The sequence below is a fragment of the Candidatus Clostridium helianthi genome (assembly GCF_045310795.1).
GTDB lineage: Bacteria > Bacillota > Clostridia > Clostridiales > Clostridiaceae > Clostridium > Clostridium helianthi.
The window spans coordinates 38,826-56,878 of the sequence record NZ_JBJIAB010000019.1 but is presented as its reverse complement, the minus strand read 5'-3'; the positions used below and the strand labels follow the sequence as shown (position 1 = coordinate 56,878).

20 protein-coding genes are annotated in these 18,053 nt (G+C 29.1%); 17 read left to right on the top strand and 3 right to left on the bottom strand.

Translation table 11 applies throughout. From position 1 onward, the window contains the following. Positions 1-246: 246 nt before the first annotated feature. From ACJDTP_RS15190 to ACJDTP_RS15165, 6 genes are all read left to right on the top strand, one after another. Positions 247-960 (top strand): histidine phosphatase family protein, encoded by a 714-nt coding sequence (locus ACJDTP_RS15190; RefSeq protein WP_406761714.1) that lies wholly within the window; start codon positions 247-249, stop codon positions 958-960. A 473-nt stretch (positions 961-1,433) separates the two neighbouring features. Beyond that, a complete protein-coding gene (locus tag ACJDTP_RS15185) occupies positions 1,434-2,006 on the top strand; it encodes a hypothetical protein (protein WP_406761713.1) in 573 nt (190 codons plus the stop codon). A 272-nt stretch (positions 2,007-2,278) separates the two neighbouring features. Further along, on the top strand, positions 2,279-3,331 hold the full coding sequence (locus tag ACJDTP_RS15180; RefSeq protein WP_406761712.1) for a galactose ABC transporter substrate-binding protein: 1,053 nt from the start codon (positions 2,279-2,281) through the stop codon (positions 3,329-3,331). Between the two features lie 646 nt (positions 3,332-3,977). Beyond that, complete coding sequence (locus ACJDTP_RS15175) at positions 3,978-4,268, top strand: hypothetical protein (RefSeq protein ID WP_406761711.1); 291 nt, start codon at positions 3,978-3,980, stop codon at positions 4,266-4,268. Between the two features lie 55 nt (positions 4,269-4,323). Further along, the gene (locus ACJDTP_RS15170) at positions 4,324-5,007 is read left to right on the top strand and encodes a rhamnogalacturonan acetylesterase (protein ID WP_406761710.1); all 684 of its coding nucleotides are present in this window, start codon (positions 4,324-4,326) and stop codon (positions 5,005-5,007) included. Between the two features lie 323 nt (positions 5,008-5,330). After that, positions 5,331-5,591, top strand: a complete 261-nt coding sequence (locus ACJDTP_RS15165) for a hypothetical protein (RefSeq protein ID WP_406761709.1) — start codon at positions 5,331-5,333, stop codon at positions 5,589-5,591. A gap of 245 nt (positions 5,592-5,836) precedes the next feature. Here the strand turns inward: ACJDTP_RS15165 and ACJDTP_RS15160 are convergent, their stop codons facing one another. Both ACJDTP_RS15160 and ACJDTP_RS15155 read right to left on the bottom strand, forming a co-directional pair. Further along, the gene (locus ACJDTP_RS15160; RefSeq protein ID WP_406761708.1) at positions 5,837-7,039 is read right to left on the bottom strand and encodes an MFS transporter; all 1,203 of its coding nucleotides are present in this window, start codon (positions 7,037-7,039) and stop codon (positions 5,837-5,839) included. Positions 7,040-7,042: 3 nt separating this feature from the next. After that, positions 7,043-7,465 (bottom strand): MarR family winged helix-turn-helix transcriptional regulator, encoded by a 423-nt coding sequence (locus tag ACJDTP_RS15155; protein WP_077844363.1) that lies wholly within the window; start codon positions 7,463-7,465, stop codon positions 7,043-7,045. A gap of 479 nt (positions 7,466-7,944) precedes the next feature. Between ACJDTP_RS15155 and ACJDTP_RS15150 the strand changes: the two genes are divergently transcribed. The 7 genes from ACJDTP_RS15150 to ACJDTP_RS15120 all read left to right on the top strand — a co-directional run bounded on the left by ACJDTP_RS15150 (position 7,945) and on the right by ACJDTP_RS15120 (position 13,091). After that, complete coding sequence (locus tag ACJDTP_RS15150) at positions 7,945-8,274, top strand: PadR family transcriptional regulator (RefSeq protein WP_406761707.1); 330 nt, start codon at positions 7,945-7,947, stop codon at positions 8,272-8,274. Between the two features lie 14 nt (positions 8,275-8,288). Then, positions 8,289-9,005: a pentapeptide repeat-containing protein gene (locus ACJDTP_RS15145; RefSeq protein ID WP_077844364.1), complete on the top strand. Its 717-nt coding sequence runs from the start codon at positions 8,289-8,291 to the stop codon at positions 9,003-9,005. 423 nt (positions 9,006-9,428) lie between these two features. Next, complete coding sequence (locus tag ACJDTP_RS15140) at positions 9,429-10,046, top strand: hypothetical protein (RefSeq protein WP_077844365.1); 618 nt, start codon at positions 9,429-9,431, stop codon at positions 10,044-10,046. An 89-nt stretch (positions 10,047-10,135) separates the two neighbouring features. Then, complete coding sequence (locus ACJDTP_RS15135) at positions 10,136-10,846, top strand: MurR/RpiR family transcriptional regulator (RefSeq protein ID WP_406761706.1); 711 nt, start codon at positions 10,136-10,138, stop codon at positions 10,844-10,846. 87 nt (positions 10,847-10,933) lie between these two features. Then, positions 10,934-11,533 (top strand): sugar O-acetyltransferase, encoded by a 600-nt coding sequence (locus ACJDTP_RS15130; protein WP_406761705.1) that lies wholly within the window; start codon positions 10,934-10,936, stop codon positions 11,531-11,533. A gap of 114 nt (positions 11,534-11,647) precedes the next feature. Then, positions 11,648-12,187, top strand: coding sequence for a nitroreductase family protein (locus ACJDTP_RS15125; RefSeq protein ID WP_173708677.1), 540 nt, complete (start codon positions 11,648-11,650; stop codon positions 12,185-12,187). Positions 12,188-12,539: 352 nt separating this feature from the next. After that, positions 12,540-13,091 (top strand): helix-turn-helix domain-containing protein, encoded by a 552-nt coding sequence (locus ACJDTP_RS15120; protein WP_406761704.1) that lies wholly within the window; start codon positions 12,540-12,542, stop codon positions 13,089-13,091. A 215-nt stretch (positions 13,092-13,306) separates the two neighbouring features. Here the strand turns inward: ACJDTP_RS15120 and ACJDTP_RS15115 are convergent, their stop codons facing one another. After that, positions 13,307-14,047 (bottom strand): SDR family oxidoreductase, encoded by a 741-nt coding sequence (locus tag ACJDTP_RS15115; RefSeq protein ID WP_406761703.1) that lies wholly within the window; start codon positions 14,045-14,047, stop codon positions 13,307-13,309. Positions 14,048-14,252: 205 nt separating this feature from the next. On the opposite strand from ACJDTP_RS15115, the gene ACJDTP_RS15110 reads away from it, so the two are divergent. The 4 genes from ACJDTP_RS15110 (at position 14,253) to ACJDTP_RS15095 (ending at position 18,050) form a co-directional block, all read left to right on the top strand. Beyond that, positions 14,253-15,188 (top strand): AraC family transcriptional regulator, encoded by a 936-nt coding sequence (locus ACJDTP_RS15110; RefSeq protein WP_406761702.1) that lies wholly within the window; start codon positions 14,253-14,255, stop codon positions 15,186-15,188. A gap of 478 nt (positions 15,189-15,666) precedes the next feature. Continuing rightward, positions 15,667-16,431, top strand: a complete 765-nt coding sequence (locus tag ACJDTP_RS15105) for a DUF2087 domain-containing protein (protein WP_173708673.1) — start codon at positions 15,667-15,669, stop codon at positions 16,429-16,431. A gap of 12 nt (positions 16,432-16,443) precedes the next feature. Next, a complete protein-coding gene (locus ACJDTP_RS15100; protein ID WP_406761701.1) occupies positions 16,444-17,307 on the top strand; it encodes a GNAT family N-acetyltransferase in 864 nt (287 codons plus the stop codon). A gap of 410 nt (positions 17,308-17,717) precedes the next feature. Next, on the top strand, positions 17,718-18,050 hold the full coding sequence (locus ACJDTP_RS15095; RefSeq protein ID WP_077838187.1) for a PadR family transcriptional regulator: 333 nt from the start codon (positions 17,718-17,720) through the stop codon (positions 18,048-18,050). The last annotated feature ends 3 nt before the right edge of the window (positions 18,051-18,053 follow it).

Sequence of the window (18,053 nt, the reverse complement as noted above, 5' to 3'; positions counted from 1 at the left end):
AATAAAAAAGGCAGCAACTTTCGTTGCCACCAAGTCCATTTTGCAAAATTAGTATAACTTAAGTTATCTATAGAAATCAAGGGGGAGTAGTTAAAATAATTTAGCATATAGAATTAAATAAATAGCTCCAATATTATACTGTAGCTCATAATTAAAGATTGGTTATGCCAGTATTTACAATTTATGATATAATTTATTTATATAAAATTAGAAGAGGCAGATGATTTTTGCAGTATGGGGGAAAAAATGAGTGATAAAAATAAGGGCAAAGTTACTTTATATTTGATGAGGCATGGTCAAACTATTTTAAATAAAGCAGGAAGGACTCAAGGATGGTGTGATGGGGTTCTAACTAAGGAAGGAATTGAAGTGGCTGTAAATACGGGACTAGGACTTAGTGATGTGAAGTTTAAAGCAGTTTACAGCAGTGATCTAGGAAGAGCAATAAAAACAGCTCAAATTGTCATAAAAGAGAATAAGGCAAGTGGGGACTTAGAACTAAAAGAATTTGAAGGCTTAAGAGAAGTATATTTTGGAAAATATGAAGGAGAGTTTGAGAAAATAAAGTTTAAGGCGATACTTGATTTCCTTAATGTAACTTCATTTGAAGAAATGGCAGAAAAATATGATTTTCAAAGGGCATATTGTGATTCATGTGCTGCATTAGATGAAACGCATGAGGCTGAAGATTATAATACAGCTTTAAAAAGATTTGTAACAACTATAAATAATATATGCATTGAAAATGAAGAAGATGGTGGAGGGAATATTCTAATAGTAGTTCATGGAGGAATGCTTAGAGTATTTATTGAACATTTAGATAAAAATTTCGATATAAGGAATATGGATAATTCAAGTATATCAAAAGTTGCATATGAAAACGGAAAATTTAAGGTTGAATCTGTAAATGATAGTAGTTATAGCGAAAAAGGTAAAGCTATGCGACAAATACTAAAATAATGAGATGCTTAGTACTTATTTCGGGGAGCCATATGCATAAGTCCAGAGCTTAGTTGGAGTATCTATAATGAATAGTATTTAGCCAAGTTTAGCTGGTATAGATTCAATCTCAAGAGTAGGAGTACTAATAATATTAACATATTAGAACGACGATGATAGCATTACAAACTCATACGTATCATTGAAGTAATTAATCAGTTTTCATAACTTCTATGATTATTTAGTAAGTGAACATTAGCATGTTGGGGGCTGGCAAGTCATGAATTAGGTGGCAAGTTGCTCCTAAATGAAACATTGCACCTTTAATATTCCCCTGGAAATATTCATTTAAAAGTTAGTAAGCTAGGTTCTTAGTTGAAGATAAGATGTAGTAGCTCAATGGCAAAAGAGATATTGTGAAACATGGGTTTAAAGAATATAATGTATATATAAGTAATTAAAGTTAAAATATTGTTTAAATAGAGGTGTGAATTTTGAGTAAAATTAACAGAAAGGTATTGCTAGGGATAACTTCATTAATGTTGTTTGCTTTAGGAATATTATTTGGAATTTCATTAGGCGGAAATCCTAGTTACGGGGACCTTATATTAAAGTTTATAGGTTTAGGTACATGGTCAAATGTTGATACAGGGCTACATTATACAGCAATTATATCTTTAATATTTTTAATACCGGCAGTTGTTTTTGGATATATGTTTTTAAAGGAAACTTTAGAATTAGTAAATATGAAGGGCAAGAGAAGAATAGAGACTTTAGAATGTAAATTAAGTATATTAATAGTTTTAATAAGCACCTTTATTTTGCCGGGGAAAATAGAACAGAATGTGGGAAGCTTTTTTGAGTACGCGTTTGGCTTTCCTTTAAATTATTGGTCTGTATATCAAGGAGACGGAAGAAGTTCTTATTTATTCGGTAACTTATTTAATGGAAATATTGGAATGAACATTAATATAGTAAATTTATTCCTTGATATAGTGATTATCTATTATTTCTTATTAATAATAAGAAAAGTATTTATAAAATTATATGCCGTATATAAAAAATAATTAATTGAGAGGATTATTTAAATATGGTGATATTCAGAAATGAATTCACCATATTTTTTTCGTATGGAAATTCCATAAAATGTAAGTTTGGTATGTTAAATATGAAGTATTCTTTAAAATTAAAGTGAATATCAATTAATATATAAAGGAAGTATAAAAAACTTAAATAGCATATTATAAGAACGTATTTATAATTATTAATATAGAATTTAGAATAATTTTCTTTTTAAAAGTAATCCTATAAATTAGATAGAATTACAGGAGGTTTTAGAATGAAGCTATTAAAAAAATTTATAATAATAATTACAGTAACAGTTATAGTAATGGAAACCTTAATTGAAGCAGTCCCATTAAATAGTCATAACAATTCAACAAATCCAGTAAATGTAGGAGTAGTTTTTTATAGATTCGATGATCCTTATGTTATCGATTTAAGGCACAGCCTAGAAGATATTGAATCACGAAATGAAGGAATGGTTAAATTTAATTTTTACAATAGTGAAAATAACAGAGATATACAAAATCAAACCATTAATAATCTTCTAGAAAGCGGAAATATTGATCTTCTCATATTAAGTTTAGTGGATTTGGTAAACGATCCCAAAGAACTAATTAATTCAATCAAAGAAAAAAATATTCCAGTAATTTTTGCTAGTAAAAGAATACTTAAGGTAGATGAAAATATAGTTAAATCATATGATAAAGCTTATTATATATTGCCAGATTCAGAGCAGGCAGGGAGGCTACAAGGAAAATTGTTAGTTAATTTATGGAATGCAAATAAAAATACTATAGATACAAATAAAGATAAGATTATGCAGTATATAGTATTACAAGGAGGAATTAATAGTAATGGTAATGAGTCAACAGATAGAACTAAATATTGCATTATGATAATCAGAGATGCTGGAATAAAAGTTGAACAACTTGCATCAGAATTTTGTAATTGGAGCGAGGATTTAGCTAGAGATTCAACGGATGCTTTATTGACTAGATATGGAAATAAAATTGAAGTAGTAATAGCTAATAACGATACTATGGCAGTTGGAGCTGTAAAAGCTTTACAAAAGCATGGATATAATAAAGGCGATGGTACAAAAACTATACCAGTTGTTGGAATTGATGCTATTCCAGAATCACTATATTTCATACAAAAAGGATATATGGCAGGTACTGTTTTCCAAGATCCAGATGTTATGGCAAATGCCTTTTTTGACGTTGCAATGCATTTATCAGGCAGAACACGTTTTGAATGTCCTAAGGAGTATCGATGTGATGAGAGTGGAAGAATAATTCAATTACCATTTAAAGAATATATGGCTTAGACTAAAAGTATGTTTATTAAATTTAAAAACGATGTTGTTTTGATGATGAATTTTATTTATCTCGAAGTTAATAATTATAAATTGGTGGTAAATAAAATTTATAGTTAAAAAATTAACAATGAAACATTCCATATTATGACCCTTGTGGCTACAAAAGTATATCACTCATTTCTGATTGGAAGGTATTTCATAGTCCAGATATAGTTTATGATTGTGTTAAATATGTAAAGGAATGCAAACCAAATAATTCTATACGAATGAATTAAGTTACTTAGAGTTTATATTTAATAGTTTCAATATAGAATACTTGTAAATAAATACATTTATAGTATAATGTGTACATGTAATGATAAAAGAGAAGTGATTTATATATTGCAATTAAATTTCTACATTTTAGGCTTTTATTTAGCACTGCGAGTTCCAGAATCTTAAATATCGCAGCATATATATGGGGGAATATACATGGGGACAGCAGTATTGATAGCAATTTTTTAAGTTATTGCAGTTGTAATATTTCAGACGGTTTTCACAATAATTGAAGCAAGAGCTGAGAGTAGATGACTCTGAGCAAATATTTTATATATTTAAGTAGATGTAAAGATGAATGTTTGCAAATAATCATGCACTAATAATAAGGAGTTGTGTTATGATGTTAATTGGAATTTTACCTGTATTTACATTAATTATATCTGGAATTATATATTTTGGAGTGAAAGTATTAGAGCGTTTATTAAATAAAAGCATAATGGGATATGTAATTTTATTATTAATAATTGCTTTTATAGGTATTTATGGGCTTTTATATTTTTCAGAAGATGATGGATGTGGTGGAGGAGCAATATTTTTACTTTTATCTATCTTTGCAATAGATTTCTTTATAATCACTTTTTTCATAATTGAAAAGTTATATAAGAAATTCAGAGCGCGGTTACGATAAATTTAGGTGAATTGTGGACAAGAAATACATTCATTAGAAAGGGAGTTAAATTAACGTGGATAGAAAGATAAAAATTTTTATTGCAGGTGATTCTACAGCTGCTACAAAATTACCAGATGAAAAACCAGAAACAGGATGGGGAGAAAGAATTGGAGAATTTTTTACTAATGATATAGAAATTTGTAATTTTGCTATCAATGGAAGAAGTTCTAAAAGCTTTATAGATGAAGGGATATTAAAAAAGATATCTAAATTAATTGAGGCGGATGATTTTTTATTTATAGAATTTGGCCATAATGATAAAAAAGAAAATGAGGAATTATATACAGATCCATTTACAACATATAAGGCTTATTTAACTGAATATATTAAAGTTGCTAGAAATGCTGGTGCTCACCCAGTATTATTAACATCTATACATAGAAGAAATTTTGATGAAAATGGCATTTTAAAAGATACACATGGAGATTATCTTGTAGCTGTAAGAGACCTTGCGGCTGAATTAAACGTACCATTAATAGATATGGGTGAAAAAAGTAAGCGTTTATTTGAGAAAATAGGAATAGAAAAAACTAAAGAGATATTCTTATGGCTTAAACCAGGTGAAAATCTTAATCATTCCGATGGGATTCAAGACAATACTCACTTTTCGGAAAAAGGAGCAAAGGAGATAGCGAGACTAGTAGTAGAAGGAATAAAAGAAAATTACATAGAATCATTGATAGGGCGTATGAAATAATCAGGTGTATTACGATGTAGCCATTAATAATTATCATCATAATGTGTGTTACTTCTCTAAAGTTACTAAGTGAGATGATCTCTAAGGTATAGACGATATGTTTTATTTTATGTAATATATTACAATTCATAGTGCACAGTTTAAAATTGCGGATAAAATTATTGCAATATTTTTAGAATTATTATGAAGAATTATTTTTACAACTTATGTATTTATTTTATTATGAAAATTGCTATAATAATTTAAAATTGGATGATATTCACTGGAAAGAATCGGAAAGTAGAAAAATAGTTATAAATTATAATGTGTGAGAGGTGTTAAAATTGAAAATTAACAATAAAGTATTTTTTATAGCAAGCATTATATTTAGCGGACTCACAATTATTTCAATATTTTTTATTCATAGTGATATTTCATTTATATTTCTAGGGTTTTCTCTATTATTCGGTGGTTTAGATGAAGTTAACTTATTAAAAGGTATAAATTCGGAAGAGACTAATAAAAGGAATAAGACTGGTGGAATAATTGCGATAGTCGCAGGTTTATTTATAATAATTACTTATATTGTTAGATTGTTATCTTAGATGAGGAGTACTTTCAAGTTATGTAAGATATTTGCGATTAAGTGGGATATATTATATACAAAGAATATTGTAATAAATATCAGGCCGTTTGAAGAAAATTAAGAATTATATTGTTTACGAGATTTGTTATAAGCAATTAAAAATAGTGAAATAAAAGAACTAATGGAATTTAAGCACATAATTTCATTAGTTCTTTTATTTATTAAAATAATCTCTTGATTGTGATTATTAATTATATTAAATCTCTAAGCCATTATTGATTCAGCATCATCATTCATAGAAGTTGCTTTTTTGCTGTGTAGGCAATAATATAAGAAAATGCAGAGAACTGCAACTGCTGCCATCATCATATATAAGCCACGATATCCTATTAATGGGACAAAGTAACCTAAGATAAATGGTCCAATACCAACGCCTAAATCTTGAAATATAAAATTAGTAGATGTAGCTAATCCTATACGATGTTTTGGTGAAACCTTTATTGCAATTGCTTGTACACTAGACGAAGTTGTACCATAGCCAAGACCTAGTATAGCGGCAGCTAATAAAAGAGTCAAGCTTTCATGAGTTTGACTAAGGAAAAATAAAGATAAGGCGAACAATGCTATTGCTGGATACATAACAAAATTCTCACCTTTTTTATCAAACATTTGTCCAGTGAAAGGTCTTGAAAGCAAAACAAATACTGCATAAACGATAAAGAAGAGGCTTCCAACGCTCATTAAATTAATTTCTTTAGAATAAGAGCTTATAAAAGTAAGTATGCTTGAATAACCAAGAGCAATTACTCCAGCAATAATTGAAATAGGAATAGCTTTTATTTCAAAGAAATTATGCAAGGAAAACTCTTTATTATTATTTGAATGTCCTTTTACAATTTCTAACTTTGGAATTTTTATAAAAAAGACAGCAAAAAAACTAAGTATTAAGAAAATAATACATACAACAAAATTCATATAAAAGTTTGAATGCTCAGCAATAAACATGCCTAGAAAAGGTCCAATTGCAGCAGCAATAGTAAGACTTAATGCATAATAACCAGTACCTTCTCCACGACGTTCATTTGGAATTATCTTTGCTACAATAGTTCCAGTTGCTGTCGAAGCAATTCCCATTGCAGCACCATTTAAGAAACGATTAATGAATAGAAATACCATACTATTCACTAAAAAATATAAAAATGTAGTAGCTAAAAATAAAATAAATCCGATATAAAGCATTTTATTCCATCCAACTTGGTCAATATATCTTCCAGAGAAAATACGTGAAAGAAGTACTCCTATTACAAATATACCAGAAGCTAATCCAGCCTCACTTGGTGATGCATGAAACCTTTCTGTTGCAAATGTGGTTATAGTAACCATCAATAAATAAAATGTAAAATAAAGAAAAAAGTTTGCCGTCGAAACAATTAAGAAATTTTTCGTCCATAATTTAGGTTTATCCATTTTTTATATCTCCTTTTCATCCGTAATGTTTTTTTGTATTTTAGGAAGTGTCTCAAATGTTATGATTTGATCATTTTCTGAAATACCCTTTACCACGTCATTTTCTAATTGAGTTATTCTTTCACGGCATACATCATAAAGTTCTTCACCGATTTCAGTTAGCTCAATTATTTTTTCACGTCTATCCTTACCGGATATTGTTTTTACTATTAGTCGTTCTTCTAAACGTTGAACTCTTCGTGTTATGCTAGGCTTTTCGATATTATAGTAGTTAGCAATATCTACTAGGGAAGATGGTTGATTATTTTTTAGATATAGAATAACCTGCCATAATGAATAAGAAAGATCATGTTCACCTAGTAATTCATTTAGCTTACTTATAAGAGGTCGATGTAGTGAAAAAAAGCGTTGAAATAGTCCTTGCATATTATACCCTCCCGAAAATATATAGTTACCATGGTTAACTATTACCCAGGGTAATTATACTATTTTTATTTATAATGTCAAGTCGATTATATAGAAATATTGGAAATCTAATTAAAACTGAATGGATAAACATGCCAAGGGTGCGCCATGCAGGTACATATTTTATATTGTTATCATGTAATACACATTTAAAGAATAAGCTCAATTTTTGTGCTATGGATTAAATTTCCACTGAGGAAATTGTATTTAGTGAAGAGCGCTTAGATGTGGCCGCCAATGAAGGGAGAATAAAAGTAGTGAAGGAATGAAAAAATATCTTTTATTCACTAAGTTATGAAAAAGTGAAGAAGTGAGCGTTGGTGAGAGTTTTGTACATATAATTTAAAGCTGGATTTAAGTGAAATTACTTTGCATGTCTGCAATATTACCTTGACAGACAAAGTAATGTGTTATATATTGTATTCAAGGAGGTGAGTATATTGTTTAATTCTAAAATATCCTCTGATTTAATAAGGGGACATATAGATACAATTATTCTAAAACTTTTGCTTGGAGGCGATAAGTATGGGTATGAAATATCTAGAACTGTGCATTCGGCTTCCAATGGTGAATATGAACTTAAAGAAGCAACTATGTATTCAAGTCTTAAAAGATTAGAGTCAGAAGCATGTGTTATATCTTATTGGGGTGAAGAAACCCAGGGTGGAAGAAGAAAATATTATAAAATTACTGATAAAGGTAAAGAATTATATATTGAAAATAAGAAGAATTGGGAAAATGCAAAGAAAATATTAGATAATTTAATTTAAGAGGTGAAATTAAGATGAGTGAAAAATTAAGAAAGCACTTGGATTATATATTTACTCCATATAATGATTTAATGGCAGTTAGGGAAATAAAAGAAGAGTTATTTATTGACTTGCAAGAGAAATTAAATGACTTAAAAAATAATGGATATGATGAAGATGAAGCATATAATAAAACTATTGAATCTATTGGAGAGGTATCAGAAATTGTAGAAAGTATTACTTCAAAAACTAGAGAGTTACAACAACTTGTTGGTATTGATTTTTCCAAGAGCCCTTTGGAAGATTCGGATTTTAAAGGCGTAGAGATAGTTAATGGAAAGTTTAACTATAGTGCTCTTAAGAATGCCGATTTTAGTAATTCTAACTTAAGAGATAGTTCATTTAAATGTAGTGATTTAAGCAATGCTAATTTTGATGGAGCTAATTTAAGTGGTGCAAAAATAAATAAAGCAAGTCTAAAGGGAGCAAGCTTTAAAGATACAATTTTAGATAATACAGATTTTAGTTACTCAGATCTATCAGGATTATGTTTTGATGGTCAGAAGCTAAATGGTACAATATTTGATTACTCAGGACTTAGAGGAACAAGTTTTAAGAATGCAATATTAAGAAATGTTTCCTTTAAGACAGAAGTTAAGAAAGCTATTTTTGATGGCGCAACTATGGATAAACTTACTTATGCAATCTTAAAAGGCTTCAAAGCTAAGTTAGACAATGTAACTATAATATAGTGGAAGCGATAGCTAAGGCCACAATAAGTATTGTTATATAATGCAATGAAAAATAAACAGAAAAATCCCATTATTCAAGATGATGATGGGATTTTTTTAGTTATAAGTTTGGTTAATTAAAATTACAGAGCTTAAAGCAAATAAAATCATAAATATTATTGCATTGATTGGAACAAGTTTAGTTATTTTATTGTTAGCATTTTTAGTTTTGGTTAATAATTAGAAATTTGAATTTTATAGAACTAAAGGTTTAAAGGAGCTAAGAACAAATATAATTGCTGTGTCATTTCTAAATAATAAAATATCATTAAATTTGCAAAATATATTAGTGTAAGTGTAAATATTTTTAAGGAATCACGAAATACTTCAATTACAAAAATGTGTTATAATTTACATATATTACGTGAAAGGCGTGAAGATATTATGAAAAGAAAAATTATTGCATTTTGTAGTGTTTTAGTTTGTTGCATTGTAGCTTTTTTAATTTTTTATCATAATACACAATATAATAAATATACAATAAAGGGTGCCGCGTACATTACAGAAAAGAATAAGCACTTAGTTGGGGCGGAAGTTGTAGATGGAAAAGGGCAGGTAGAAGAATATGATGAGCATAACATGCTGAAATATAGTAAAACTATAAAAAATATACCTGATGAAATGAATCTAGTGGATTCAGCTTTGATTAGTGACTTTGTAACAAAAGAAAAAAACAATGAATATATAACTCCAGAGATAATAGAGACAAATGGCAGTATAGGTGTATTTACGAAGGATGATGGTAGTGGTTGGAAACTAAATAAAGGAGATTCATTAGTATTTAATTTTAACAAATATCAATCAAAAGTAACGAATAATCAAGCAGCAGTAATCGGATATGTAGTAAATGGGAAGATGGTAAAAGGAGAAAATTTTAAAGATTTATCAGGGGATTATAAAATAACAGCAGACGAGCCCGGAGAATACTATATATACACAATTGATGCTAGCTCAGAATATCTTGCATTCAAAGAAGGAAGCATTAGTGTTCACGAGTGTTAATTTACCTGGAGTTTGAAATGTAAAGACAAGAAGTGTATCGTAATATAAAGGTAATTAAAAGATAAATAGTAACTTTGTTGGAGGAGATAATGTTTTCGCATGATAATATTCAAAGATTTAATGAAACTGAAATTAAGATATATAAGTTTATTATTAATAATGAAGAAAAAATACCTTATATGACTATTCGAGAATTAGCTAATGCAATTCAGGTATCAACATCGACGATTATTAGATTCTGCAATAAGTTAGATTGTGATGGGTATAAGGAATTCAAAGAAAAACTTAAGAAATATGTACATAGAATTCAGGAAATACCACCACAAAGTGATTTGACTGAGATGTTAAATTACTTTAAGAAAACTAACATTAACTCCTTTGAGCAGAAAATAGAGCAAGGTGCAGAGTTGATTAGAAAATCAGAAACAGTGTTATTTTTAGGTTCAGGTTCATCTGGTGCACTTGCGAAATATGGGGCAAGATATTTTTCTAATTTGGGGAAATTTTCAATGGGATTAGAAGATACATTTTATCCAATTACAAAGGATATGAAGACCACAGTGGTAATTGCACTTTCGGTTTCTGGAGAAACAAAGGGTGTTATAGATTTAATAAATCAATTCAAAGTTAGTAAATGTATTATTTTGAGTATAACGAATCAGTCCAATTCTACTATTGCTAAGATGTCAGATTGGAATATTTCATACGATATGGACATGCATCAAGCTAATGGTGGATATAATGCTACTACACAAGTACCAGTGTTATTTCTTATAGAAGCATTGGCAAGAAGAATATGAATCTTGAAACATCTTGTTACTAGATATGTAACAAGATGTTTCTTATACTATTGATAAACGCAATTACGAAAAAAGGAGGATTATAATATGAAAACAGAATTAGAAAAATGTATGGCAGGAGAAAATTATAACTGTCATGATGAAATTTTTTTAGGGTTTAAAAAGACAGCAAGAGCATTACTTTCAAAATATAATAGTCTTAGCTATGAGAATAAGGAAGAAAAAAGAGAAATTCTAGGACGCCTTTTTGGTAGAACAGGGAGTAATGTATCTGTCGGATCTCCATTTATATGTGATTATGGTTGCAATATCTATATTGGTAATAATGTATCTGTAAATATGAATTGTACTTTTGTAGATTGCAATAAAATTATTATAGGCAATAATGTACTAATTGCATCTAATGTACAAATTTATACAGCAACTCATCCAATAGAGTTAGAGGATCGATTGGTAGAAAATTGGGATTCAGAAGCTGGAGAATATTTTTGCCATACTTATGCACGTCCCATTACTATAGGCGATGGATGTTGGATTGGAGGCGGAGTTATTATTTTACCTGGAGTTAATATTGGAGCTGGAAGTGTTATAGGGGCAGGCAGTGTAGTAACAAAGGACATTCCTGAAAATAGTGTAGCAGTTGGAAGTCCGTGCAGAGTAATTAGAAAGATTAATGGAGCACAATAATATTATAAAGCTGCTAAAAAAATATCTTTTTAAAATAAAGAGTGGTAATTTGTCTAATATGTTATAATTGTATATAAAAAATGTACTAAGCCATGAAGAGAGGGAAGTATATAAATGATTAAAGAAATTGAAATGCGTAGAAGCATAAGAAAATATAGTAGTAAACCAGTAGAAGATGAAAAAATAAATGAATTACTTGAAAGTGCAAGGCTTGCTCCATCAGGTAACAATACTCAGCCTTGGCATTACATAGTAGTGAAATCTGAAGAAATGAGACAAAAAATAGTAGAAGCTTCTCATAATCAAAAATGGATGTTTACAGCTCCAGTATTTATTGTATGTGTTGCAGATATACGTTGCAGAATTAAAGAAGGGGATGTGTATTTAGATGATAACAGTCCTCAGGATGAATTAAAAAGAATAATTAGAGATACTTCAATTTCAACAGGGTATATGCTACTGGAAGCTAATAACTTGGGACTAGGCGTTTGCTGGGTGGCAGAATTCACACAAGAAGAAATTAGACCAGTATTAAATATACCATCAGACAAATATGTAGTTGGAGTTTTAACTATTGGATATCCAGATGAAACTCCTAAAGCTCGTCCAAGAAAGAAGCTTGAAGATATGGTTCATTACGAAAGTTGGGAGTAATAAAGTAATAACTACATTAACATTTAATATATTGAAATCTAGCCTTAATTAGGAAATTGTTTTCCTAGAGTTTTAAATTTAAATCTATTAAAGAAATATATATAATGATTTATAAACCATAAAAAGTAAATATTCGATTAAAGTATCACACTATTAAAATTTCAAGTTGGTAGTGTGATTATTTTTATATTAATGAAATAATTTTAATAAGAAGTAATTCATAATTAAGTTTTTATACAGTTTATGAGTAATGCAAATACAAGTTGCGGATTTGCAATTACAGGTTGGTGTTATTTTATTGTAAAACTCATTATAATTTGCACATAATAATAAAGAAAAGAGGTATGAAGTTATGAGTTTTTCAGATAATTTAAAATTAATTAGGCAAGAAAGAAATATTTCACAAGAGAAGCTAGCAGAAATAGTTGGAGTAAGTCGCCAAGCAGTTTCTAAATGGGAGCAGGGAAGTGGCTATCCAGAAATGGAGAAATTGCTTATCTTATCTAAAGAACTTAATGTATCTTTAGATTATTTGATGTTGAGTGAGATAAGGTCTAGTGAAAATAATAAGCCTTTATCTAATAATTTAATTCTGCCAACTGGGAAAATCACTATTAAATCATATGATGGAAAATCAATTGTTAATTGCTATAAAGTTTTAGCGTCAAGTGTAATGTATAAAGCAAGAAACGATGAGCCTAAATATTGGTTAATCGGTATTAATAGCGGAGCACTTTGGGGAGAAAAATCAACTGTACTTGGATGGTATGCTGATGAAGAAAATATTAAAAAAGAAATGGATAAAATTGCAGATGCAATTAATAAAGGCATACCAGTATATGAATTAAAATATGCAGTAAAAGTTAAGAATAAAATGCTAAGAGTAAAAATAGATGAAGATTAATAAAAGGCAGAGGCTGTTCAAATGTAACAGCCTCTATTTGCTGTAGATAACTAGTGTATTCTAATATTCTTTACCATAAATATTGTGAAGAATATATATTCTAAGCCATAGTTATTCTGAAGAATATTAGAATATATATTCTTCAGAATATGCTTGAATAATGCGGGTTTAGAGGACATGTTCTAAAAACTTTGGATTTTTAAAAGACATTAGTATTAAACATATCCACCATTAATTCGAAGAGTTTGACCTGTTATCCATTGAGCCTTATTACTAACTAAAAATTCAATAGCATTTGCTATATCATCTGGTTCACCAATACGTCCAAAAGAATTCATTTGTCTAATTGCTTCTATCTGCTCATCTGTCTTTCCAACGTTGAAAAGTTCAGTATTTATTGGACCGGGTGCTACAGCATTAATTGTAATTTTTTTAGGACCAAATTCCTTTGCTAATTGACGTGTGATTTGTTCAACTGCTCCTTTTGTAGCTGCATAAACGCTATAAGTAGGAAACATACTTCCAACCACTGAGGTAGAGAAATTAATGATTCTTCCGTTATCCTCCATATGTTTCATAGCTTGTTGGCATGCAAAATAAGTACCTTTTACATTTATATTAAAAAGCTTATCAAATTCTTCTTCTGTTACATCAGAAAGTAATTTATAAAGTATTACGCCTGCATTATTTACTAATATATCTACCTTTCCAAATTTAGTTATTGTTTCTGAAAATAATCTTTCAACGTCTTTTATATTACTAACATCAGCTTTAATTGCAACGGCTTGCTCACCTGATTTAGTTATTTCTTCTACAACTTCTTCTGCTTTTACTGCATTATTAGAATAATTGACAACTACTTTAGCCCCAAGTGCAGATAATTGTCTAGCTATAGCACTTCCTATTCCTCTAGATGCACCTGTTATTATTGCAACCTTACCTTCTAAGTTTCTCATTGATACAAACCTCCATTAAAATAATTTACTTATAATTAAAGATATATGATAGTATTTACATTGAGTAAATATTTTTGTCTTGCATATTCTTTATTTATTGATTTGATTATAGGATAATTTAGATATGAATAGGTAGCCTATTTATTCTTAATCATTGCACAATCCTGCAAAAGAAATTATAATTTTTTTATGAGGAGATATTATTATGGAAAAAAGGATTTACAATATAAAAAATTATAAATTATGTAATCAGCAAAGGCGCCTGGCTTCTCTAGTTGAGAAATTTACTTATAGAGATGGATTTCAATCAACTGATATACCATCATTGGATTTAATACGTGCCTCTAATATTTCAGAACCGCTGCATTCGATTTACATCCCATCCATATGCGTAATTGTACAAGGTGCGAAAACTGTAATTCTAGGAAAAGAAAGTTATAGATATGATGCAAACTCCTATTTAGTTGCATCTGTTAATTTACCTATTATAGGGAAAATAATTGAAGCTAGTCCTGACCATCCATATTTATGTGTCAGACTTAGTTTTAATTCAGATCAAATTCTTGATATCATCAAAGAATCAAAACAAAATTTTGAAGAAAAGCCTGGCTTGGAAAGAGGATTAACTGTAACAAAAGGTAATTCATCACTTCTTGATGCATTGCTAAGGCTTGTAAGCCTTTTAGAAACGCCAGAGGAAATTCCAGTTCTTGCTCCTCTATTTATTAGAGAAATACTTTATAGAGTTTTACAAGATAAACATGGATACATATTGAAGCAATTTGCTATGATAGGCAGCCATGCACGGGCTATCTCAAAGGCTATTAACTTGATTAATAATAATTTTGAGAAACCTCTGCGGATTGATGAATTAGCAAAGGAAATTAATATGAGTTCTTCATCGTTGCACCATTGCTTTAAGAAGGTTACTGCAATGAGTCCGCTACAATATCAAAAGCAGATTAGATTACAAGAAGCAAGGAGACTGCTGCTTTCAGAAGTATTAGAAGCAGCGGAGGCAGGTTATAAGGTTGGTTATGAAAGTCCATCTCAATTTAGTCGTGAGTATGCGCGAATGTTTGGATTACCACCTATAAGTGATATTAAACGGCTTAAGGACTCTATTTATATCAATTTTTGAGAGTGGTAAATTAATAATATAAATGGTGAGAGAGAGGTATAATAAAAAGCTTGATTCTTTACTTATGATACCGTTCACCGTATCATAAGTAAATGCGGTTTATAGCCTTAGGCATTGATATAACTTGCCTAAGGCTATTTTTATAAACAAAAATACCGTATTACAAGTAATAATTAAATTCAACTTATAATTATAAAAGAGAAAAAACGCTCAAGGGTTAGCTCAAGAAAAAGTTGCTGATTATCTGAGTATATAAACACCAGCATTTAATAAATGGGAAAAGGGTAGTTGTTATTCATATATAATTATATTAACAGCACTAGCAAGACTTTTAAGCGTAAATTTAAATATATTACGGTATTTAAATGCTATTTTAGAAAAATGCAAACAAATATTAAAAATGTTTAATTATATATAGACAAAAGTGAAAATATTATATAAAATGTAATTAGAAAACTTTGGAATTGGAGTGAGAGTAATGAAGGGGAATGAAATTTTATGGGAGTCATCTATAGATGAGATTAAAAAAGGTTACATTGAAAGAGCAGAAGAGTTTACTTGTATATTTTGCAATAGCAGCTTTGAAAAGGGGAGAATATTTAAGAGAGAAGAGGATTTTTATGATGCAAAAAAAATAACTGAAATTCATATTAAAGAAGTGCATAATTCTTCCTTAGGTTATTTATTAAATATGAATTCAGACTTTACAGGAATATCTGAGATTCATAGAGAACTAATAAAATTAATGGCTCAAGGGTTTTCAGACAAGGAGATAGCAACAAAGCTTGGCATAGCCCAATCAACTATTAGAAACCATAGATTTAAGCTAAGGGAAAAGGAAAAGCAAGCTAGACTATTTTTAGCTGTAATGGAACTTTTAAGTGATACAGCATCAAAGGAGATAAATGTTTTAGATAAGGAAGTTATAACAGACCCTCACAAAACTGCTACAACCTTAGATGATAGATATAACATTACTGATAAGGAAAGAGAAGTAACTATTAAGGCATATATGGATGAAACAAATGCTTTAAAATCCTACCCAGCTAAGGAAAAGAAAAAGATTATAGTTTTAGGGGAAATAGTGAAAAACTTCTCTACGGGTAGGACTTATACTGAGAAGGAAATAAATAGAGTATTAAAAAGGATTTTTGAGGACTATGCAACCATAAGAAGAGCCTTAATTGAGTATGGATTTATAGATAGAAGCAATGATTGCACTAAGTACTGGGTTAAGGAATAGGAGTGGTCTTAGATGATAAAAGAGTTTAGAAATTTAAATGGGGATGAAATAAGAGAGGTACAATTATATTTAAATAGCTTAGAAAAAAATGATAAATCTATACCACAAATAAAAGAGGAATTCGATACAAAGGCTTATAATTTTGGTGAGGGAATATTATTTTTTTTTAGGGATAATAAGGTAGTAGGTTCAGTAAAAGTTATCCTAGAAGCCATAAAGCATTTAAGAGTAATATATATTCATTTTTTAAATGTAGCTAATAATGTAGAGAATGAGGTTCATATTGTAAGTGAGATTCTTACATCTGCCATTAATCTTGGTAAATGTAAGGGGTGCATCAAAATCTTATTAGGGGTAAGGAATGAGAAAATTTTAAAGTTACTTAATGAGTTAGAATATATTCCAAGTTATAATTCCTATAAAATGAAACTTGGAAATAGGAAAACAACTAGTGAACCCTTAGAGTTAATTAATCTATCAGAGAAAAATAAGGAAGAGTATCTTAATGTTTTTAATAAATCATTTAGTGATATGCCCCATGGTTGCTATTACGAAATGGAGGATATAGAGAAATATTTAAATGATAATAGTGAAAATAGATATTATTTAGTTAGAGATAAAAACAAATTAATAGGATTTATGAATATAGAGATAGAGAATAAGGTTGGGAGTTTTGATATTGGCTTGTGTAATGAGTTTAGAGGTGTAGGTTATGGAAAGAGATTATTAGAAACTGCTATATACACTTTAAATGGAGTTAATGTGGATAAGGTTACATTAACTGTTATTGAAAAAAACTCAATTGCTTTAAATATGTATTTAAAAAGAGGCTTTGTAATAGATAATATCTTAAGTCACTGGATAGAAATTGCATAAGAATAAAATGGAAAAACCTCACTTGAAGTAGTTACGGAAAATCATATCACAAATAAATGACGATAAGTAAGTTTAAGCAAAAATAACTGTTTTTTATTAAAAATGGTAGCCATCCAAATTGCAAATGGGGCTACTATTTTTTTGAGATTTTTTATATAAGAATCACAATTAATATTAATAGTGACATTAAGAATAAACCAACTTGAAGTAGAAGCATAAAAATTCTTGTTTTGTTTAAAGAAGAAAATTCATAATAAATCCTGAAAATGTAATACTGCTATTTGGATAATATAACAATAATAGTATTTATATCAAAAATATACTATATCATTTATTGACATATATATCTTTTAATGATATAGTTTATTTAATGATATATCGTTAAATGATATAGAGGAGGTGTATGAGATCTGGCTAGAAATAATTCTTTAGATATGGGCGAACTTACGGATGCGTATTACTATATTTTATTATCTTTAATAAGGCCTAAGCATGGTTATTTAATTATGAAATCAGTTGAGGAAATGTCAGAAGGAGAGTTCTCAATAGGTCCTGCATCATTATATACTAGCATAAAAAAACTTCTTGATGCAGAATTTATAGAACTTACGCAAGAATTAGAAAAGAAAAAAGTTTATGTAATAACTGATAAAGGAATCGAATCTTTAAAAAATGAGCTTGAAAGAAAGCGTAAAATGGTTAAAATTGCTGAGAATGCATTTAATGATAGGGAGATGTTATAATAG